This window comes from Arcicella sp. GW822-FHT02H01 (genome assembly GCF_058802005.1).
In genome coordinates this window covers 2,012,142-2,030,377 of sequence record NZ_JBXANT010000001.1, presented here as the reverse complement: position 1 = coordinate 2,030,377, position 18,236 = coordinate 2,012,142, and the positions used below count along the sequence as shown (strand labels likewise).

Below are 18,236 nucleotides of genomic sequence, written 5' to 3'. Positions count from 1 at the left end.
TATCCATAAATTTGTATTTAAAGATTAAAAATAATGACAATCAATACCGAGTACCATCGCCCAATAATGCTTCAAGAATGCCTTGACGGACTAAATATACGTCCTGATGGCGTTTATGTTGATGTAACTTTTGGGGGCGGTGGTCATTCAAGAGCTATATTGGCACAATTGGGGGAAAAGGGAAAGCTATATGCTTTTGACCAAGACCCAGACGCTAAAGTAAATGCTCAGGGTTTTCAAGACCCTCGCTTTACATTCATCGAAACCAATTTTAGGAACATTAAAAAATACCTACGATTGTACGGAGTCAAAAAAGTAGATGGTATTTTAGCCGATTTTGGTATTTCATCACATCAGATAGATGAACCAACACGTGGATTTTCGACACGCTTTGAAGGGGATTTAGATATGAGGATGAATCAAAAGGCAGAGGTGTCAGCCTATACTATAGTCAATGAATATTCTGAGGCACAATTGCATAAAATTTTAGGGATGTATGGTGAAATCAAAAACGCTCGTACTTTGGCCAATGCTATTCATAGTGCAAGGCTGAATACACCTATTAAGACTACAGGCGAATTGAAAGCTATTTTAGAAAAATATGCTCCTAAATTCAAAGAGTTCAAGTATTTTGCACAGGTATTTCAAGCCATCAGGATTGAAGTTAATCAGGAATTGGAAGTAATAGAAGAGTTTTTGGAACAAGTGCCAGATTTGTTGAAAGATGAAGAAAGTAGGCTATGTATCATGACTTTCCATTCTTTGGAAGATAGACTCGTTAAGAACTATATCAAGGCAGGAAACTTCAAAGGAGAGCCTGATAAAGATATTATTTACGGTACGGTAACCAAACCTTTGATGGCTATCAATAAAAAACCTATTGAGGCATCGCCAGAGGAATTATCAATCAATGGTAGAAGTAGAAGTGCTAAACTAAGAATTGCAGCGTTGTCTGAAAAGTAAAAACAAGCATTATGGCAAAAAATGTATCCCGTGCCCCAAAGGTTAGTCAGTCGAGTAATAAACCTAGTAAGGGTATCTTTGCTTTTTTTGATAAAATATTCAACATGGATAGACTGTTGGGTGGCGAATTTCCAGCCAGCCAACTTCGCTATGTATTATGGGTATCGGGACTCATTGTTATCTATATCGTATCGTCGTTGAATGCTGAAAGTCTGATTCATAAAATAGATAAAGCAAAATTTGTGTTGGAAGAAAAAAGGGCTGATTATACCACCCAGAAGGCTGATTTTATGAAAGCAGGAAAGCAATCTGAAATTATTAAGAAAGTAGCGCCAATGGGACTGGAAGAAAACAAAGTGCCTCCAACCAAAATTGTGGTTGAAGATTAGGTGATTTTAAAATCTAAATCTTAATACTATTGATTAGCTTACTAAAATTGCTAGGGTCGATACCGATATAATTAGCTAAATATTTATGCGGTACAATTTGTAAAATATGTGGACTTCTCCGTAATAATTGTTGAAATTTTTCTTCGGAAGAAAAACATTGTAATTCTACTAACCTCTCCAATATTCCTGAAAAAGCACCTGTTAATCCTTTCCTTAATAATACTTCAATAGCAGGATGAGTAGCTAGAAGTTCATCTATGTGAGTATATGAAGCCCTTAAAAAAACAGAAGGACTTAAGGTCTCATAATAATATTTAGACGGGGTTTGATTCATCATCGAATCGAGGATACCGCCAAAATTTGATTGATAAGAAAAAACCAAAGTCGCTTCTCGGTTGTGTTCATCCAGATAATACAATCTTTGTAATCCATCTACTACAAAATACAAATACTTTTCAACACTACCAGCTTCAGTAAGTAGTTCCTTTCGTTTGGCAGAAAAAGGCTTAAACAACGCATAAAAAGACTCAAAGTCGTCCTCAGATAAAGGATGAATATGATTGACGGTTTGTTGAAGTAAAAGCTTTGGGGAAGTCATGCAAGAAAGTTTTTTCAAAGATACAATCAAGAGCAAAAAATTGATAAGGTGTATTGCTATATTTCTTTTCAGTGATGAGTTGTGAGTCTTGAGTTGTAAGTTGTGCTTTGTCCTTGCCTAAAATAGGTTGTCATTTAATGGTAACAACCTTTTAACAACTCACAACTCATCACTCACGATTCAAAACTCAAGACTCATAACTAAAAAAATGTATAAAATATTTGTCAAAATGTAAAATATACTTTACTTTTAGTTCGTTAAACTTGTCTAAAACTCTTAACATATATTCCGATGAAAGCAAAATTCTTATTTCCGTATCAGTACAAATTTGTTGGCTGGACATTAACAATCCTTTTCTTATTAATTTGGATTGTTGGAGCCATTACAAAAGCAGAGCTTGATTTTTTTACCATTACTTTACCTTTTAAATATGCATTACAAGATAGTTTCGATGCATCCAGCAATCAAACTACGCTTAATCTCGGCGACGAGTTTATGGTAATAGGACTTATCGTTGGAATGATTTTGATTGCTTTTTCAAAAGAAAAAGTAGAAGATGAATATGTATCACAAGTAAGGCTAGAAACCCTTCAATGGGCTATTTATATTAATTTTGGACTTTTAATAGTAGCCACCATTTTTGTATATGGCACTTATTATTTTAATGTAATGATATATAATATGTTTACACCTTTGCTGTTTTTCATTGGCAGGTTTTACTATGTTTTATACTTAAAATCAAAAATGGAAAATTAACCGTATTGCTTATGAAAAATACAATCAGAATAGAAAGGGCGATACTAAACATTACCCAAGGAGAACTAGCAGAAAGAGTTAAAGTCTCCCGGCAAACAATCAATGCCATAGAAAGCAACAAATATGTCCCTTCAACAGTATTAGCTTTGAAAATTGCCCGTGAATTTACTAAAAAGATAGAGGAGATTTTTGAATTAGAAGACAATGATTAGTAAGAAGTTTACAGGATACGATAGCCATAGCTAAGGCTTGATTTTTAAGATTTAGTAATTAAATTGAAGCATTAAAACTTATAAACAATTTAAATACTATGAAAATTAAGCTTCGTTTCTTGTCATTCTTTTGTGCATTAACCTGCTTTGTCAATGTAAATATATATTCACAAACTTGGGAGATTATACAGCCTGTGAATACTTCTACCAAGCGGTCAGAAAACACGCTAGCAGCGGTTGGGGATAAATTAGTATTGTTTGGTGGAAGAAATGTAAAAGCTACCGAAGTATATGACATCAATACTAAAACATGGACGAGGGTGGGAGATGTGCCTTTAGAGATTCACCATTTACAAGCAGTTACTTATCATAATGAAGTATATGTGATAGGTGCTTTGACGGGGCAATATCCTCATGAAACGCCTATTCCTAATATTTATATTTTTAACATTGAAAAAGGCGAATGGCGAAAAGGACCAGAAATACCCACTGATAGATTAAGAGGTTCTGCGGGCTGTGTTGTGTACAAAAATAAGATTTACTTGGTCTGCGGGATTCAAGATGGGCATTGGGATGGACACGTAGCATGGCTAGATGAATATGACCCACAGACTAATACTTGGCGTAAATTGGCTGATGCTCCCCATGTTCGCGACCATGTAAGTGTGGCGGTGATAAAAGATAAATTGTATTTAGCAGGAGGCAGACGGTCGACTGCTAAAATCAACAAAGTATTGGAATTGACAGAACCTGCGGTAGATGTATATGATTTCAAACAGAATAGTTGGAAAACATTGCCAGAAAACTTAAACCTGCCAACCCAAAGAGCGGGAAATTCTGCTGTAGCATTGGGCAATAAACTATTGATTATAGGTGGAGAAAGCCCAGCACAAGTACCCGCCCACAGTGATGTTGAAGCATTTGATGTAGATAAACAAGCATGGGTAAAATTTCCAAGCCTTAATCAAGGGCGACATGGCACAGGTGCAGTAATAGTAAAAGGGAAAGTGTATACGATAGCAGGGTCAGGAAATCGTGGTGGTGGCCCAGACCTTGATGTGATAGAAGTGTTGAAATAATGGTGTTTATCTTTTCAGTTTTTTCAAAATCTATATAATTCATAAATAAACAAGCTCTGAAATTGTCTAAATTCACAATTTCAGAGCTTGTTTTATGATAAGAATATTCCCTATTGCTAAGCAAGGATTCAAAATTAAACAACATAATCTAAAAGAGTAATTTGTTGATTTTGTAATCACTAAATCACACATTCACTAAATCACTCAATTACTTATCGTGTACATATTAGGCAATTTATTTTGTAAAACGGCCTTAGGACTTTTCGTGAAATCAACAAAGTCGGTAACATTTGATGCCGCTGGCGTGGGTACATAATAACTATCACCACTATTCCCCCAAAGCATCACAAACGCTATTTCAAGGTTATTGGCAGTAATGGTATTTAAAAGAAAATTAGAGAACCAGCCCGTCACAGGAGGAACAGTAGGTGTTACTTGAAAACCTGTTTCAGTAAAGGCTGCTATTTTCACTTTTTCTTTGGCTAAATCAGAAATAACTTTCAGTTTTTTATTAGCTAAGTTAGAGCCCGTTATGCCAGCACCACTCCTTAAATCCCCATAATTATCCATTCCCAGAATATCGACATAATCGTCACCTGGATATCTTATTAGGTACTTCTCTTTAGTATCATAGCTATTATCGGGGCCAAGCGAATACAATACATTATGTACTCCTTTGGTATTTTTAAGATAGTCAACAGTAAATTTGAAAGCCGTTTTGTATTCCTCTGCTGTACAAAAATCTGCTCCCCACCAAAACCAACTGCCATCATATTCATGAAAAGGTCTGAAAATAACAGGAATCAATTCTCCATTTTTACCTTTTAGCTTATTGAATACAGAAGCAATCTTATCTAATTTGGCTTTATACCACTCATGGTTGTCACCCCCTGGCAAGATACTTTTGAAAGCTTTCGTTTTTTCAAGTGCAGTCATATCACTTGCATAAAATGATTTTTCATTATAGGGCTCTCTGAGATGCCAACAAAAAATATTGATGATACCATCATTGTATGCCTTTATCACATTGTTAATAGTAGCAACCTCTTGTTGATAAAACCAATTACCACTAGTCCCATCATTGGCTTTATCAGTAATAAAGAGAAAGTCTGAACCCAACACAGCAGGGTCGCTTCCTGTGGATTTCTTGATGTCAGACATTCCACCTACGTTCTTATAAAAACCATCAAAGGCAGCTTGTTGACCAACTGCGAATTTTGTTTTCGATAGTATTTTTAAATTATAAAATAAGGCAATCGTTTGTGGCGTTGCATTTTTATCGACCATGTATTGGCTGACATTCTGTTTAGTAAGTTTATCTGATGCACTGGTAGTATCTACTTTTGGGGGCACCACGGGAGGAGTAACAACTGGGTCGATACTTTTAGCACAAGAGCCCAGTAGTGCCATTGAAGCAACAATAGCAAGACTTAATTTTTTCTTCATGTTTTTAATTTAATTATGAGAGTTATTTTTTATAAACTATATTTTTTGGAGAATTACTATATATTATTGGTGTCGAAAAATGCCCTGAATGTAAATAATTATCATGTTAGGTTAGGAACCGAGATTAAATTACAATTATTTCTTTTAATCGAATAAAGACTATAGCTAAATGAAAAAATTGTATTAATAAAGGATTTAAAAATATTATTTTTAGAGAACTTGCGTCTCCAAAAAGTTTATTATCCTATCGTAAAATTTGTTTAGGGAGATGTAAATAGCAGGCTCAGTTTATTAGGGCTTCGTCTTGTATTTATTTTCCCTTTCTTCATCATCTTGATGCTTTCTTCAATTCGCATTTCCGATTTTTAGTATATTTGTGGATATTGTAGCTTGGAAAAGCATTTATAAGCATTTTTCTGTCAGATTTATATATCAATGAACATCAAAAAAGACATTGTTTTAAGGTTACGCTTTGTGTTTTTGCTAATTCTATTTTTTGCCATAGGAATAGTATGGCGAATTGTTCAATTACAAAATATTGAAGGTGAAAAATGGCGAAAAGAATCGAGTCGCAGGTATGTGAGTGAAAGAACGATAGAGGCGGTTCGCGGGAATATTTATGCAGACGACGGTAGTTTGCTGGCTACCTCTTTGCCCAAATATCGTTTAGGCTTTGACCCACTAGTTTCTTTGTCTGATAAAAACAAAAAGATTTTTGAGGAGGGCATTGAAGATTTGTGTAAGAAATTATCAAACTTTTATGGAGATAAAGATTGGAAAGATTATTTCTCGATGATTAATTTAGCTCGCCATGAAAAAGACCGCTACATTCTTCTGAATAATTCTTTGATTGATTTTCAAGATGTAAAAATGATGAAGACTTGGCCTATTTTCAAAGAAGGAAAATATAAAGGCGGAGTAGTTTTTGAAAAAGTAAATGTGCGTTATAATCCTTTTGGTAAAATGGGGTTTCGTACAATAGGGTATAAAAAAGATAAAGAAAAAGTAGGGATTGAAAACAGTTTTGATAGTCAATTGGCAGGAGTACCGGGAAAAGGTATTTTTGAGAAAATAGGTCAAGGAAGTTTTCGCCCAATAGATGGAGGAGAAGAATCTATTCCAATTCCGGGTTTGGATATTCACACAACCATCAATGTTAATATTCAAGACGTTGCCGAAAGCTCTTTATTAAGAGCCTTAAAAAGATCAGGGGCAGATAAAGGCTGTGTAGTAGTAATGGAAGTAGCTACGGGTGAAATCAAAGCGATGACCAACCTTACAAGAATGCGTGATACGTCTAATTATGCAGAAACTTATAATCATGCTGTGTTGGGTTTAACCGACCCAGGTTCTGTGTTTAAATTAGCATCCATGGTGGCATTAATGGAAGAATGGAATTTATCGAATAATGAGTTGGTAGAGACAGGCGATGGTAAAATGAAAATCGGAGATAAAATCTTAGAGGATTCTAAAACTGTCGGTTATGGAACCATAACAGCACAATCGGTTTTCGAACATTCGTCAAACGTTGGTACTGCGAAGTTAATGTTAAAGTATTTTGGCAAAGGAAATGAAATGAAGTATTACAAAAAACTCCATGATTTTCATTTAGACCAACGGTTGAATTTTCAATTGCGTCCAGATGCGATTCCTAAAATCAGTCCTCCTAAAAAGGGAGATATCACAGGTTTGCCGTGGAATTCTATTGGATACGGGATGGCTTTGACACCCCTTCAAATGCTGACGTTCTATAACGCTATTGCCAACAATGGAAAATGGATTCAGCCCATTATCGTAAAAGAAACCAGAGTAGCAGATAAAGTAGAAGATGACTTCAAAATCAAACAAGAAGTTGACGAAAACCCTATTTGTTCTGAAGAAACTTTAGTAAAGGTAAGAAAGATGTTGGAAGGCGTTGTGGAAAGAGGAACAGCCTCTAATATCAAAAATGATTTATATAAAATAGCAGGTAAAACAGGAACTTCGCAGAAACTAATTAATGGTAAATACAGAAAAGGAATGTATTATACCTCTTTTATTGGCTATTTCCCTGCCGATGCTCCTAAGTATAGTTGTGTAGTGGCGATTGATAATCCAAGAGGTGTAAAAAGAGAAGCACTTTTTGCTAGTGATGCTTCAGCACCTGTTTTTAAAGAAATTGCAGACAAAATTTATGCTTGTGATATTCAAATGCATAAGTTATTAGCAAAAGGGGGTGCCAAGCTTACAAGCCAAAAACAAATTGCGCATACTTCAGACATCAAAGCTATCAACGAAGAGTTTGGTATCGAAAAAATGCCTGCTAATGAAGGATGGGCAACGATGCAAGCTGAAAATGGCAAGATGCATTTTGAGGAACACCGAAATCCTAAAAATAAAGTGCCTGATATGAGGGGAATGTCGTTAAGGGATGCTATTTATGTATTAGAAAACAAAGGTTATAAAGTAAGTTATAAAGGTATTGGTCGCGTAAGTAGCCAATCTATTCCACCCGGTTCTTTCGCTACTAAAAATAGAACAATTGGGTTAGTACTAAACTAATGGAGAATTAGTGGTTTTTTAGTTTGAATTTTTCAAGTATCATTATGCAAATCCTGACGAGTCTTCTTAAAAATATTAAAACAATTACTATACTAGGTAATACTGAAATAGCAGTTTCATCTATCATCATTGACTCTCGTGGCGTTACTGAAGGCTCGATGTTTGTGGCTTTAAAAGGCACACAGGTTGATGGTCATACATTTATTGATAAAGCCATTGAATTAGGGGCAAGTACTATTCTTTGTGAAGATTTCCCTGAAAATCCGTTATCATCAGTTACTTATATTCAAGTAAAAGATACTTCCGAAGCCTTGGGATATATTGCTTCTGCTTTTTATGGCAATCCATCTCAGAAATTAAAATTAGTAGGCATCACGGGGACTAATGGAAAGACTACAACTGTGATGTTGTTATTTCGTTTGTTTCGTCAACTAGGTTATCGTTGTGGATTGATTTCTACCGTGCAAAATCAGATTGACGAAGAAATTATTCCTTCCACTCATACTACTCCAGATGCAGTGAGTTTGAATAAACTATTGGCAGAAATGGTTGAGGCTGGCTGTACGAATGCCTTTATGGAAGTAAGCTCTCACTCGGTCGTGCAACATCGTATTACGGGAGTAACTTTTGCAGGGGCTATTTTCTCCAATATCACTCATGACCACCTTGATTTTCACGGTACGTTCGATAACTATATCAAAGCCAAAAAAGGATTTTTTGATGCTTTACCCAAGACGGCTTTTGCTTTAGTAAATATTGATGACCGCCGTGGTGCAGTGATGGTTCAGAATACCAAAGCCAGTATAAAAACCTACTCCCTAGAAACCCTTGCTACGGTAAAAGGCAGAATTGTTTCCGATAGTATTTATGGTTTGCAAATGGAAATAGATGGACGTGAGATACATTTTCAACTGATAGGTACTTTTAATGCATATAATTTAATGGCTATTTATGGCGCTGCAACTTTATTGGGCGAAGACCCCGACGAAGTACTTGTACAGATGTCAGGTTTGAAAACAGCTCCAGGGCGTTTTGAACAGATTGTTTCAATCAAAGACAAAAAGGTAGGTATTGTAGATTATGCGCATACGCCAGATGCTTTAGAGAATGTGTTGAAAACCATCAAGCAGATAAAAGGAGATAACCAACAGGTAATCACGGTAGTGGGCTGTGGCGGAAACAGAGATGCTACCAAACGCCCGATTATGGCAAAAATAGCTTGTAGTTTATCGAACAAAGTAATTTTGACGTCTGATAATCCACGCAAAGAAGACCCATTAGAGATTCTGACTCAGATGCAAAAAGGCGTTCCTCCGCTAGATTTCAAAAAAACAAAAACCATTGTAGACAGAAAAGAAGCTATTGATTATGCTGTCAATACCTTGGCCGAAGCAGGAGATATTATATTGGTAGCGGGCAAAGGGCACGAGACCTATCAGGATATTCAAGGAGTAAAATACGATTTTGATGACAGGTTGATTTTGAAAGAAGCTTTCGGAAATTAGAAAGACTTATCAACAAAAGAGATGCACGATTAGGTATAGAATATTGCTTTAAAACTAAATAACATTACTAAATTTGCACTTCAGTTTATACAAACAAAAGCTATTTTAATCTGTCTTCATAATTTCGCCATCATACTAACCAAATTATTATGCTTTATTATCTATTTGAGTATTTAGATAAACACTTCAATTTTCCAGGAGCAGGTTTGTTTCAATACATTACCTTTCGTGCTTTTGGGGCAGTAGTTACCTCTTTAGGGATTGCAGCCATTTGGGGAAAAGCCGTGATTAATCTATTGAGTAAATTACAAATTGGCGAAGCCATCAGAGATTTAGGATTAGAAGGACAAATGCAAAAGAAAGGTACGCCTACGATGGGTGGCTTTATTATTTTATTGTCTTTACTAGTACCAACCTTGTTGTTCGCTAAACTTAATAATATTTACATCATTTTGTTGTTAGTAAGTGCCGTTTGGTTGGGGGGTGTTGGTTTTATTGATGATTATATCAAAGTATTCAAAAAGAATAAAGAAGGTCTTTCAGGTAAATTCAAAATCGTTGGTCAGATTGGCTTGGGCTTAATCGTGGGTCTTACGATGTGGTTTAATGATGACATTAAAGTAAGGTTTTACGAGAAAGCAAAGATTGCTACCAACATAGGTCAAGTACAAAAATTTACGGATTCAAAAGCGTTGATTTCAACAGTACCTTTCCTAAAAAACAACCAGTTCGATTATAGCTATTTAATCCCCGATTTCTTGGGGCTTGACCAATATACGTGGGTAATATATGTAATTGCTGTTATTTTTATTATTACGGCAGTTTCTAACGGAGCAAATATTACGGATGGGATTGATGGTTTGGCGGCTGGAACATCTGTAATTATAGGTATTGGTTTGGCAGTATTAGCGTATGTATCGGGTAATAAAGTGTTCTCTCAATATTTGAACGTAATGTTTATTCCTAATTCTGGTGAACTGGCCGTTTTTTGTGCGGCCTTTGTAGGAGCGTGCGTAGGTTTTTTATGGTACAATTCTTTCCCAGCACAAGTATTTATGGGTGATACAGGTAGCTTAATGCTAGGTGGAATCATCGCGACACTCGCTATTGTAATCAGAAAAGAATTGTTGATACCAGTATTGTGTGGAATATTCTTAATAGAATTGCTTTCTGTCATTATGCAGGTAAGTTATTTTAAATATACCAAAAAGAAATTTGGTGAAGGGCGACGTATTTTCTTAATGTCGCCTCTGCACCATCACTTTCAGAAAAAAGGTTACCACGAAGCTAAAATTGTAACCCGTTTCTGGATTATCTGTATTCTTTTGGTGGTTGTTTCGGTAGTTACTTTAAAATTGAGATAGATTTTCGGCATCAAACTATATTATAGGATAAAAGCACTTTCGGAATTTCTGAAAGTGCTTTTGTTTTTAAACTATCCAAAAGCTTAAAATCTTATTCAAATGAAAATACAACCATTTATAAAAACTTTTTGATTTTTGTAATGACTGAAAAAACTAATTTGTAAATTTGGCGTTATTAATTTATGAAATCAATTCACTGGAGCTTGCCAAAACAGTACAGGCTACTCATTAAAATGTAGTATTTTTGTAGCGTAATAATGTATTTGGCAATCATCAATTGAAATACTTTTTACTTTCAGTAGTTCCGTAAATCATAACAATCATGTTGTTCAAGATATTCCTTATAATTTGTCTTATCTTATTTATCTTTCCTCGTTTATTAAAATGGGCTTTAAGAGGATTTGTGGTTTCTCAGATTAATAAAGCCCAGCAGGACTTTAACCAAAAACAGCAATCGTATCATTCTTCATCTAATAAGCGTGAAGGCCAGATTGATGTGGATTTTGTTCCACCCAAAAAAGGGAAAAGTACAGAAAATTTTGACGGTGGCGAATACGTAGATTATGAGGAGGTCAAATAAAGACCTCTTTTTTACGATTTATAGCCTTCTGAAAAATTTACCCTATTAAATCCGTGATTTAGTATCACTAATCGTTTGCTTCGTCTAAAAATCAATTTTAAATATTTTGATTTTAGGATAAAAATTGTATTTTTGTTAAACGTGAATTTGTAAATTTTGTGGAATTAACCCCAAAACATATTCTTTTTTGCATTAAATGCACATTTTTGATATTATTCCTCATCAAAATCACTCCAGTATCTGCAAATGTAAATTGTACTAATCAAAGTTTTTTTGTCAATCAACATAGTGCTTGTTTAATTAATAATTCCCTGCTATCTTCCAAGGATTTCGAAAAAATGATTGGCTTTTCATGCCAAAACATCAACAATTCATCAAAGCGTTATAAAACGCTTAAAGATTTAAAAAATCATGCTTATTTTTTCTCTCTTGAGAACCTAATACTTGGGTTTGATGATTCAGATGTAGAAGAAGAGCATGTACAAAAAAAGACAAAAAGTACTAAGCGTAATCGCTCTGCTTATATTACAAGAGTTTGTTCCGAAGGAGATTCATTTTTATTTGATTTAGGGACACCTCTTAAAACTAAGGGCAATTTTATCTATAAAGATGCCCATTATCTTGACGTAATTATTTTATTCCATTCTCCCCCTCCCGAGAGCCCGCTTTATGTGGCTTAACAATTCCAAAAACTTTCTTAAAATTAATTGCTTGAGGGTGAATAATGTCTTCGTTTTGGCGAGGTAACATTTGCTATGGCTATACTTTTTAGAAAGATTTTGAATCGTAAAATCTTATTGTATAGCAAAAAACTGATGATTAAGTCAGTATCAATGAAATCCCGAATTGGCGTTTCCTGATACTATATTGATTAGTTTTCAATAACCACATTCCTTAAAAATAATTAGTAAAATTTTACTGGGTATTTGATGTCGCTAATAATCAGCCCAAAGTATTTATTCACTTAATTTATTAATGTAATGAAAAAAGTATTCATGCTTTTATGTTTCAGTGCTACTGTTTTGTTTATGACAGCATGTTCAACCAACAAAGACAGTAAAGAGAAGCAAGAGGCGTTTCCAACCACTAATCCCATCATAATTGATACGGATTATAATAATGATTATGTATCAGATATTCATGCCATCAAAAATGTAGAAATACGTGCTCGTGTAAAAGGGTATATTGATAAAATATTGGTAGATGAAGGTAAGTCTGTCAAACAAGGACAAATACTATTTTGCATCAGTAATCAGGAATATAAAGAGGAAATACTAAAAGCTAAAGCAATGTTGAAAAGTGCTATTGCCGAAGCCAAAGCAGCCGAGTTGAACTTGCAAAATGTTAAGCAACTGGTTGATAAAAACGTAGTGTCGAAAACTGAGTTTGAAATGGCCAAAGCAAAACTAGATGCGTTGAATGCCAGAATAGAAGAAGCACAGTCGCACGAAACCAGTGCCAAATTGAAGTTGTCATTAACCGAAATAAAAGCTCCTTTTGATGGAGTAGTAGATAGAATACCGAATAAAGTAGGGAGTTTAATTGATGAAGGTACTTTGTTAACCACTATTTCAGATAACAAAGAGGTTTTCGCTTATTTCAATGTATCTGAAAAAGAATATTTAGACTTTGCCAAAACAATCAAAGAATCTGCCAAGAGTGAGGTGTCATTGATTTTGGCCAATAATGAGCCTCATAGCTACAAAGGAAACATAGAAACCATTGAAGGAGAATTTGATAAAAATACAGGGAGTATTGCTTTTAGGGCACGCTTTGCTAATCCAGAGAGAATATTAAGACATGGGTCGAGTGGAAAAGTAAGAATCAATAATAATGTAAGAAGTGCTTTAGTAATTCCTCAAAAATCAACTTTTGAAATTCAAGATAAGATTTTTGTATATGTATTAGATAAAGACAATAAAGTACAAACCAGAAGTATTGTGCCTAGACTAAGGATTCCACACTTGTATGTAATAGAAACAGGACTTACTACTAGTGATAGAATTATTTATGAGGGTATCCAGAATGTGAAAGACGGAATGAAGATTATTCCAGAGATGATTTCAATGACAAAAATTATTGCTGATTTAAGAAGTAAATAATCTCATTCAATTCCATTCTTCCATCCAAAGACGAAAAAATATGTTTACAACATTCATAAATAGGCCAGTATTGTCAATTGTAATATCCTTAATAATACTTTTATTAGGGGTGTTAGCAATGACTCAACTGCCCGTTACCCAATTTCCAGATATTGCACCTCCAGCAGTAACAGTAACCACAAAATATACTGGTGCCAATGCGGAGGTATGTGCCAAAGCAGTAGTAACTCCCCTTGAGCGTGCCATCAATGGTGTACCCGGAATGACCTACATGACCTCAGTATCAGGGAATGATGGCTCAAGTATTGTTCAAGTGTATTTTCAAGTAGGAACAGACCCAGATTTAGCTGCTGTAAACGTACAGAATAGGGTTTCGACTGTACTAGATGAATTACCTGAGGAGGTAATCAAGGCGGGGGTTTCTACCGAAAAAGAAGTAAATAGTATGTTGATGTACTTAAACATCATGACGAATGATACTACTGCTGATGAGAAATTCTTATACAATTTTACAGATATTAACATCTTAGCAGAATTAAAGAGAATTGACGGAGTTGGTTTTGCCGATATCATGGGTCAGCGAGAATATTCCATGCGTGTATGGTTGAAACCTGATAGAATGACATCATACAACGTTTCAGCAGAAGATGTCATGAATGCGCTCAAAAGCCAAAATGTTGAGGCTGCTCCGGGTAAAATAGGGGAAAGTTCTGGTAGAAAAGCTCAGTCATTACAATACGTATTGCGTTACACGGGAAAATATACCAAAATAGAGCAATACGAAAACGTAGTGATTAAAGCCAATGCCAATGGCGAGATGCTTAGGTTAAAGGATATTGCAGATATTGAATTTGGTTCACTCGATTACGATGTACTTTCAAAAGAAAATGGAAAGCCATCTGCCGCTATTATCTTAAAGCAAAGACCAGGCTCAAATGCTAGTCAGGTAATTAGCAATGTAAAGAAAAGAATGGCAGAACTGAAAGTAGCGACTTTCCCACCTGGGATGGACTACAACATCAGTTATGACGTTTCTCGTTTCTTAGATGCTTCTATTCACGAAGTAATCAAAACCCTTATCGAAGCTTTTATTTTGGTGGCATTGGTGGTGTTTATTTTCTTACAAGATTTTCGCTCTACGTTGATTCCTGCGTTGGCTGTACCTGTTTCATTGATTGGTACTTTCTTCTTTATGCAGATTTTCGGGTTTTCGATTAACCTACTAACCCTTTTTGCATTAGTACTAGCCATCGGTATTGTGGTGGATAATGCCATTGTAGTAGTGGAGGCTGTCCATGCTAAAATGGAATTGGAACATTTGGATGCACGAGAAGCAACAATTTCATCCATGAACGAAATTAGTGGAGCCATCGTAGCGATTACTTTGGTGATGACAGCCGTGTTTATTCCTGTAGCCTTTTTATCGGGGCCAGTAGGGGTTTTCTATCGGCAGTTCTCTATTACCATGGCCATTGCCATTGTGATTTCTGGAGTAAATGCCCTGACGCTTACACCAGCACTTTGTGCCATTATGTTGAAAAATAATCATGGACAACCTAAAAAGACCAATTTGCTAAGCAAATTCTTTGTGAAGTTTAACGAGAAATATGATGGTTTATCAGACGGTTATAAGTCGCTATTAGGTTCGATTGCCAACCGAAGAGTCGTAACATTGTTAATGCTGTTATTCTTTATTGGCGCTACTTGGGGTACTAATATCTTTCTTCCTTCTGGGTTTATTCCTACTGAAGACCAAGGTACTGTTTATGCCAACGTAACGACTCCGTCAGGTTCAACAGTTGAAAGAACAGAAGCCGTAATGGATGAAATCCAGCGAGCTACTACCCAAATAGATGCCGTTGAATCAATCTCTACCTTATCAGGCTTTAGTTTGTTGACAGATGGTTCGGGAGCGTCATTTGGTATGGGTATGATTAACCTAAAGTCTTGGGAAGAACGCAAAGAATCGGTTGATGATGTCGTTGAAATCTTAACGGAGAAAACAAAAAATATCAAGGATGCCAGTATTCAGTTTTTCCCTCCGCCAGCCGTGCCAGGTTATGGTAATGCCAGTGGGTTTGAATTAAGGGTACAAGACAGAACGGGTAGTGGTGATTTACAAAAGCTTCAAAAAGTTACAGAAAGCTTTATTGAAGAATTGAATAAACGTCCAGAAGTTCAAAATGCCTTTACCAGTTTTGATGCTAGTTTCCCACAGTACCTCATTAATGTGGACAACGACAAAGCAGCACAAAAAGGCGTTTCTGTGAATAATGCGATGGATAACTTACAATCGTTAATCGGTAGTTTTTATGCCACAAACTTTATTCGTTTCGGACAAATGTATAAAGTAATGATTCAGGCATTGCCTAAATACCGTGCTCAGCCAGATGATATACTAAGAATGTATGTGAAAAATGACCAAGGGGAAATGGTACCTTATTCTGCTTTTATCAGAATAGAAAGAGTTTATGGACCAGAACAACTTACGCGTTATAACATGTATACTTCTGCCATGATTAATGGTGAGCCTGCTCCTGGTTTCAGCAGTGGTAAAGCCATTGAAGCCATCAAGGAAGTAGCAGCAGAAAAACTTCCTAAAGGATATACTTATGATTGGTCTGGTATGACAAGAGATGAAATCTTATCAGGAGACCAAGCCATTTATATCTTTATCATTTGTTTAGTCTTCGTTTATCTTTTATTAGCTGCTCAGTACGAGAGTTTCTTGTTACCCATTCCTGTAATCCTATCGTTGCCGACGGGGATATTCGGAGCCTTCTTCTTATTGTTGATATTGGGCTTACAAAACAACATTTATGCACAAGTAGCCCTCGTAATGCTGATTGGTCTATTGGGTAAAAATGCCATTTTGATTGTAGAATTTGCCATTTTAAAACAAAAAGAAGGACGTACTCCATTAGAAGCCGCTATTGAAGGTGCGGTATCAAGGTTAAGACCAATCTTGATGACTTCCTTTGCCTTTATCGCAGGGCTAATTCCGTTAATGACGGCCTCTGGAGCAGGTGCTATCGGTAATAAAACCATCGGTTCGGCAGCAGCAGGAGGGATGCTCTTCGGGACGGTGTTTGGGGTAATAATCATCCCAGGGTTATACGTGATTTTTGCTACACTGGCACAAGGAAAAGCTAAGAAAAACAAGAAAGAAGAACTAATTCTTAATTAGAAAATGATGATTAAACTAAAATATTATATACTTATAAGTGGGCTTTTCATGGCAATGGTATTTACCAATTGTCAACCGCTGAAAACCTACAAACAGCCGTCTTTAAAACCCATGCCCGAATCCTATAATAATAAAAAGGATTCGACCAATGATGCAGCCATCAATTGGAAAAGCTACTTTACAGATGCCACGCTGATTGCTTTGATAGATACTTCCCTCAATAACAATATTGATTTGTTAATGACATTGCAAAGAATAGAGATGGCTCAAAATCAGCTCAATTTTGCGAAAGTACTAGGGAAACCTTTTGTAGGGGCAGGCATATCTGCTGGACAAAAAAGATTTGGAAAATATACTATGGATGGCGTTGGTAATTATGATACCAATTTTTCAAATAATATTTCTAACGACCAAAAAATTCCCGAACATCTTCCAGACTTCAATATTGGTTTGCAGAGTTCATGGGAAGTAGATATTTGGGGTAAATTGCGTAATAAAAAGAAAGCCGCCATTGCTCGATACTTAGCAAGTGTAGAAGGAAAAAACTGGATAATCACCAATTTGATTTCAGAAATTTCGGCTGGCTATTATAGCCTGATTGCGTTGGATAATGAATTAGACATTATTAAAGAAACCAGAAATCTGCAATTGAATGAATTACAAATTATTCAAGCTCAGAAAGAAGCTGGTTATGCCAACGAATTGGCGGTAAAACAATTTGAATCGAGAATCCTAAATACTAGAAGTTTAGAAGTTGAGATTTTGCAATCAATTATTGAGATTGAGAACAAAATTAACTTTTTGTTAGGCAGGTATCCACAACCGATTTATCGAGATAAGTTACAGTTTACGAAGCCTTTGCCAACGCAAATCAGAATGGGTGTACCTGCACAATTATTGAGAAATCGCCCTGATGTTAAAAAAGCTGAATACGAACTACTAGCAGCCAAAGCTGACGTAGAAGCCGCTCGGTTGGCATTTTATCCATCACTGAATATCAATGCTACTTTAGGATTTCAGACTTTTAATCCTGCCTATGTAATTGCTCCGCAGTCATTAGCCTATAATGTCTTAGGTGGATTATCGGCACCTATTATCAATAGAAAAGGGCTGATGGCTGATTTCGGAATAACAAGTGCTGTTCAGGTAGAAGCTTTGTACAATTACCAAAAGAGCATCATCGGTGCTTATACAGAAGTATACAATGAAATGTCTAATATCAAAAACCTTAGCTTGATTCAAGACTTGAAAAGTAAAGAAGTAAATGTATTGACAGAGTCTATCGTAACATCTACAGACTTATTCAAAACTGGTAGAGCGACCTATTTGGAGGTTTTATTAACCCAAGCCAATGCTTTACAGGCTAGGATAGAATTAATCAACGTGAAAAAACGCCAATACGATGCCGTAGTGAATATTTATAAAGCACTAGGCGGAGGTTGGAGATAATACCTTTTGGTTTTCTTATTTCTTGAAGATATTTTTTCAAGAAATAAGAAAACCTCTAATAAATT

The 18,236-nt window shown here is 35.7% G+C and carries 15 protein-coding genes; 13 read left to right on the top strand and 2 right to left on the bottom strand.

Annotated elements, in window-relative coordinates:
* The first annotated feature begins 33 nt into the window (after positions 1-33).
* Both rsmH and AC1RNE_RS08615 read left to right on the top strand, forming a co-directional pair.
* A complete protein-coding gene (gene rsmH, locus AC1RNE_RS08620; RefSeq protein WP_492800605.1) occupies positions 34-963 on the top strand; it encodes a 16S rRNA (cytosine(1402)-N(4))-methyltransferase RsmH in 930 nt (309 codons plus the stop codon).
* Positions 964-974: 11 nt separating this feature from the next.
* On the top strand, positions 975-1,352 hold the full coding sequence (locus AC1RNE_RS08615; RefSeq protein ID WP_323246272.1) for an FtsL-like putative cell division protein: 378 nt from the start codon (positions 975-977) through the stop codon (positions 1,350-1,352).
* Between the two features lie 13 nt (positions 1,353-1,365).
* Here the strand turns inward: AC1RNE_RS08615 and AC1RNE_RS08610 are convergent, their stop codons facing one another.
* Positions 1,366-1,950, bottom strand: a complete 585-nt coding sequence (locus AC1RNE_RS08610; protein ID WP_492800604.1) for a Crp/Fnr family transcriptional regulator — start codon at positions 1,948-1,950, stop codon at positions 1,366-1,368.
* Between the two features lie 291 nt (positions 1,951-2,241).
* Between AC1RNE_RS08610 and AC1RNE_RS08605 the strand changes: the two genes are divergently transcribed.
* The 3 genes from AC1RNE_RS08605 (at position 2,242) to AC1RNE_RS08595 (ending at position 3,997) form a co-directional block, all read left to right on the top strand.
* The gene (locus AC1RNE_RS08605) at positions 2,242-2,706 is read left to right on the top strand and encodes a hypothetical protein (protein ID WP_492800603.1); all 465 of its coding nucleotides are present in this window, start codon (positions 2,242-2,244) and stop codon (positions 2,704-2,706) included.
* An 11-nt stretch (positions 2,707-2,717) separates the two neighbouring features.
* Positions 2,718-2,918, top strand: a complete 201-nt coding sequence (locus AC1RNE_RS08600; RefSeq protein WP_492800602.1) for a helix-turn-helix transcriptional regulator — start codon at positions 2,718-2,720, stop codon at positions 2,916-2,918.
* Between the two features lie 98 nt (positions 2,919-3,016).
* Positions 3,017-3,997, top strand: coding sequence for a Kelch repeat-containing protein (locus tag AC1RNE_RS08595; RefSeq protein ID WP_492800601.1), 981 nt, complete (start codon positions 3,017-3,019; stop codon positions 3,995-3,997).
* A gap of 204 nt (positions 3,998-4,201) precedes the next feature.
* Here AC1RNE_RS08595 and AC1RNE_RS08590 read toward each other — a convergent pair whose 3' ends face one another.
* Positions 4,202-5,443, bottom strand: a complete 1,242-nt coding sequence (locus AC1RNE_RS08590; protein ID WP_492800600.1) for a glycoside hydrolase family 26 protein — start codon at positions 5,441-5,443, stop codon at positions 4,202-4,204.
* Between the two features lie 435 nt (positions 5,444-5,878).
* On the opposite strand from AC1RNE_RS08590, the gene AC1RNE_RS08585 reads away from it, so the two are divergent.
* The 8 genes from AC1RNE_RS08585 to AC1RNE_RS08550 all read left to right on the top strand — a co-directional run bounded on the left by AC1RNE_RS08585 (position 5,879) and on the right by AC1RNE_RS08550 (position 18,171).
* Positions 5,879-7,984 carry a penicillin-binding protein gene (locus AC1RNE_RS08585; RefSeq protein WP_492800599.1) on the top strand — a complete coding sequence of 702 codons (2,106 nt, stop codon included), beginning with the start codon at positions 5,879-5,881 and terminating at the stop codon, positions 7,982-7,984.
* Between the two features lie 44 nt (positions 7,985-8,028).
* Entirely contained in the window at positions 8,029-9,489 is a 1,461-nt protein-coding gene (locus tag AC1RNE_RS08580; protein ID WP_492800598.1) for a UDP-N-acetylmuramoyl-L-alanyl-D-glutamate--2,6-diaminopimelate ligase, read from the top strand.
* A gap of 149 nt (positions 9,490-9,638) precedes the next feature.
* Positions 9,639-10,853 carry a phospho-N-acetylmuramoyl-pentapeptide-transferase gene (gene mraY, locus AC1RNE_RS08575; RefSeq protein ID WP_492800597.1) on the top strand — a complete coding sequence of 405 codons (1,215 nt, stop codon included), beginning with the start codon at positions 9,639-9,641 and terminating at the stop codon, positions 10,851-10,853.
* 322 nt (positions 10,854-11,175) lie between these two features.
* A complete protein-coding gene (locus AC1RNE_RS08570) occupies positions 11,176-11,433 on the top strand; it encodes a DUF4834 family protein (protein WP_323246265.1) in 258 nt (85 codons plus the stop codon).
* Between the two features lie 338 nt (positions 11,434-11,771).
* On the top strand, positions 11,772-12,113 hold the full coding sequence (locus AC1RNE_RS08565) for a hypothetical protein (RefSeq protein WP_492800596.1): 342 nt from the start codon (positions 11,772-11,774) through the stop codon (positions 12,111-12,113).
* Between the two features lie 300 nt (positions 12,114-12,413).
* A complete protein-coding gene (locus AC1RNE_RS08560; RefSeq protein ID WP_492800595.1) occupies positions 12,414-13,535 on the top strand; it encodes an efflux RND transporter periplasmic adaptor subunit in 1,122 nt (373 codons plus the stop codon).
* Positions 13,536-13,575: 40 nt separating this feature from the next.
* The gene (locus AC1RNE_RS08555) at positions 13,576-16,722 is read left to right on the top strand and encodes an efflux RND transporter permease subunit (RefSeq protein WP_492800594.1); all 3,147 of its coding nucleotides are present in this window, start codon (positions 13,576-13,578) and stop codon (positions 16,720-16,722) included.
* Positions 16,723-16,770: 48 nt separating this feature from the next.
* Positions 16,771-18,171: a TolC family protein gene (locus tag AC1RNE_RS08550; protein ID WP_492800593.1), complete on the top strand. Its 1,401-nt coding sequence runs from the start codon at positions 16,771-16,773 to the stop codon at positions 18,169-18,171.
* Positions 18,172-18,236: the final 65 nt, after the last annotated feature.

Excerpts from the sequence above, each read along its gene's own strand:
- rsmH (WP_492800605.1), top strand. The coding sequence starts at position 34 with ATGACAATCAATACCGAGTACCATCGCCCAATAATGCTTCAAGAATGC.
- AC1RNE_RS08615 (WP_323246272.1), top strand. The coding sequence starts at position 975 with ATGGCAAAAAATGTATCCCGTGCCCCAAAGGTTAGTCAGTCGAGTAAT.
- AC1RNE_RS08610 (WP_492800604.1), bottom strand. The coding sequence starts at position 1,950 with ATGACTTCCCCAAAGCTTTTACTTCAACAAACCGTCAATCATATTCAT.
- AC1RNE_RS08605 (WP_492800603.1), top strand. The coding sequence starts at position 2,242 with ATGAAAGCAAAATTCTTATTTCCGTATCAGTACAAATTTGTTGGCTGG.
- AC1RNE_RS08600 (WP_492800602.1), top strand. The coding sequence starts at position 2,718 with ATGAAAAATACAATCAGAATAGAAAGGGCGATACTAAACATTACCCAA.
- AC1RNE_RS08595 (WP_492800601.1), top strand. The coding sequence starts at position 3,017 with ATGAAAATTAAGCTTCGTTTCTTGTCATTCTTTTGTGCATTAACCTGC.
- AC1RNE_RS08590 (WP_492800600.1), bottom strand. The coding sequence starts at position 5,443 with ATGAAGAAAAAATTAAGTCTTGCTATTGTTGCTTCAATGGCACTACTG.
- AC1RNE_RS08585 (WP_492800599.1), top strand. The coding sequence starts at position 5,879 with ATGAACATCAAAAAAGACATTGTTTTAAGGTTACGCTTTGTGTTTTTG.
- AC1RNE_RS08580 (WP_492800598.1), top strand. The coding sequence starts at position 8,029 with ATGCAAATCCTGACGAGTCTTCTTAAAAATATTAAAACAATTACTATA.
- mraY (WP_492800597.1), top strand. The coding sequence starts at position 9,639 with ATGCTTTATTATCTATTTGAGTATTTAGATAAACACTTCAATTTTCCA.
- AC1RNE_RS08570 (WP_323246265.1), top strand. The coding sequence starts at position 11,176 with ATGTTGTTCAAGATATTCCTTATAATTTGTCTTATCTTATTTATCTTT.
- AC1RNE_RS08565 (WP_492800596.1), top strand. The coding sequence starts at position 11,772 with ATGATTGGCTTTTCATGCCAAAACATCAACAATTCATCAAAGCGTTAT.
- AC1RNE_RS08560 (WP_492800595.1), top strand. The coding sequence starts at position 12,414 with ATGAAAAAAGTATTCATGCTTTTATGTTTCAGTGCTACTGTTTTGTTT.
- AC1RNE_RS08555 (WP_492800594.1), top strand. The coding sequence starts at position 13,576 with ATGTTTACAACATTCATAAATAGGCCAGTATTGTCAATTGTAATATCC.
- AC1RNE_RS08550 (WP_492800593.1), top strand. The coding sequence starts at position 16,771 with ATGGCAATGGTATTTACCAATTGTCAACCGCTGAAAACCTACAAACAG.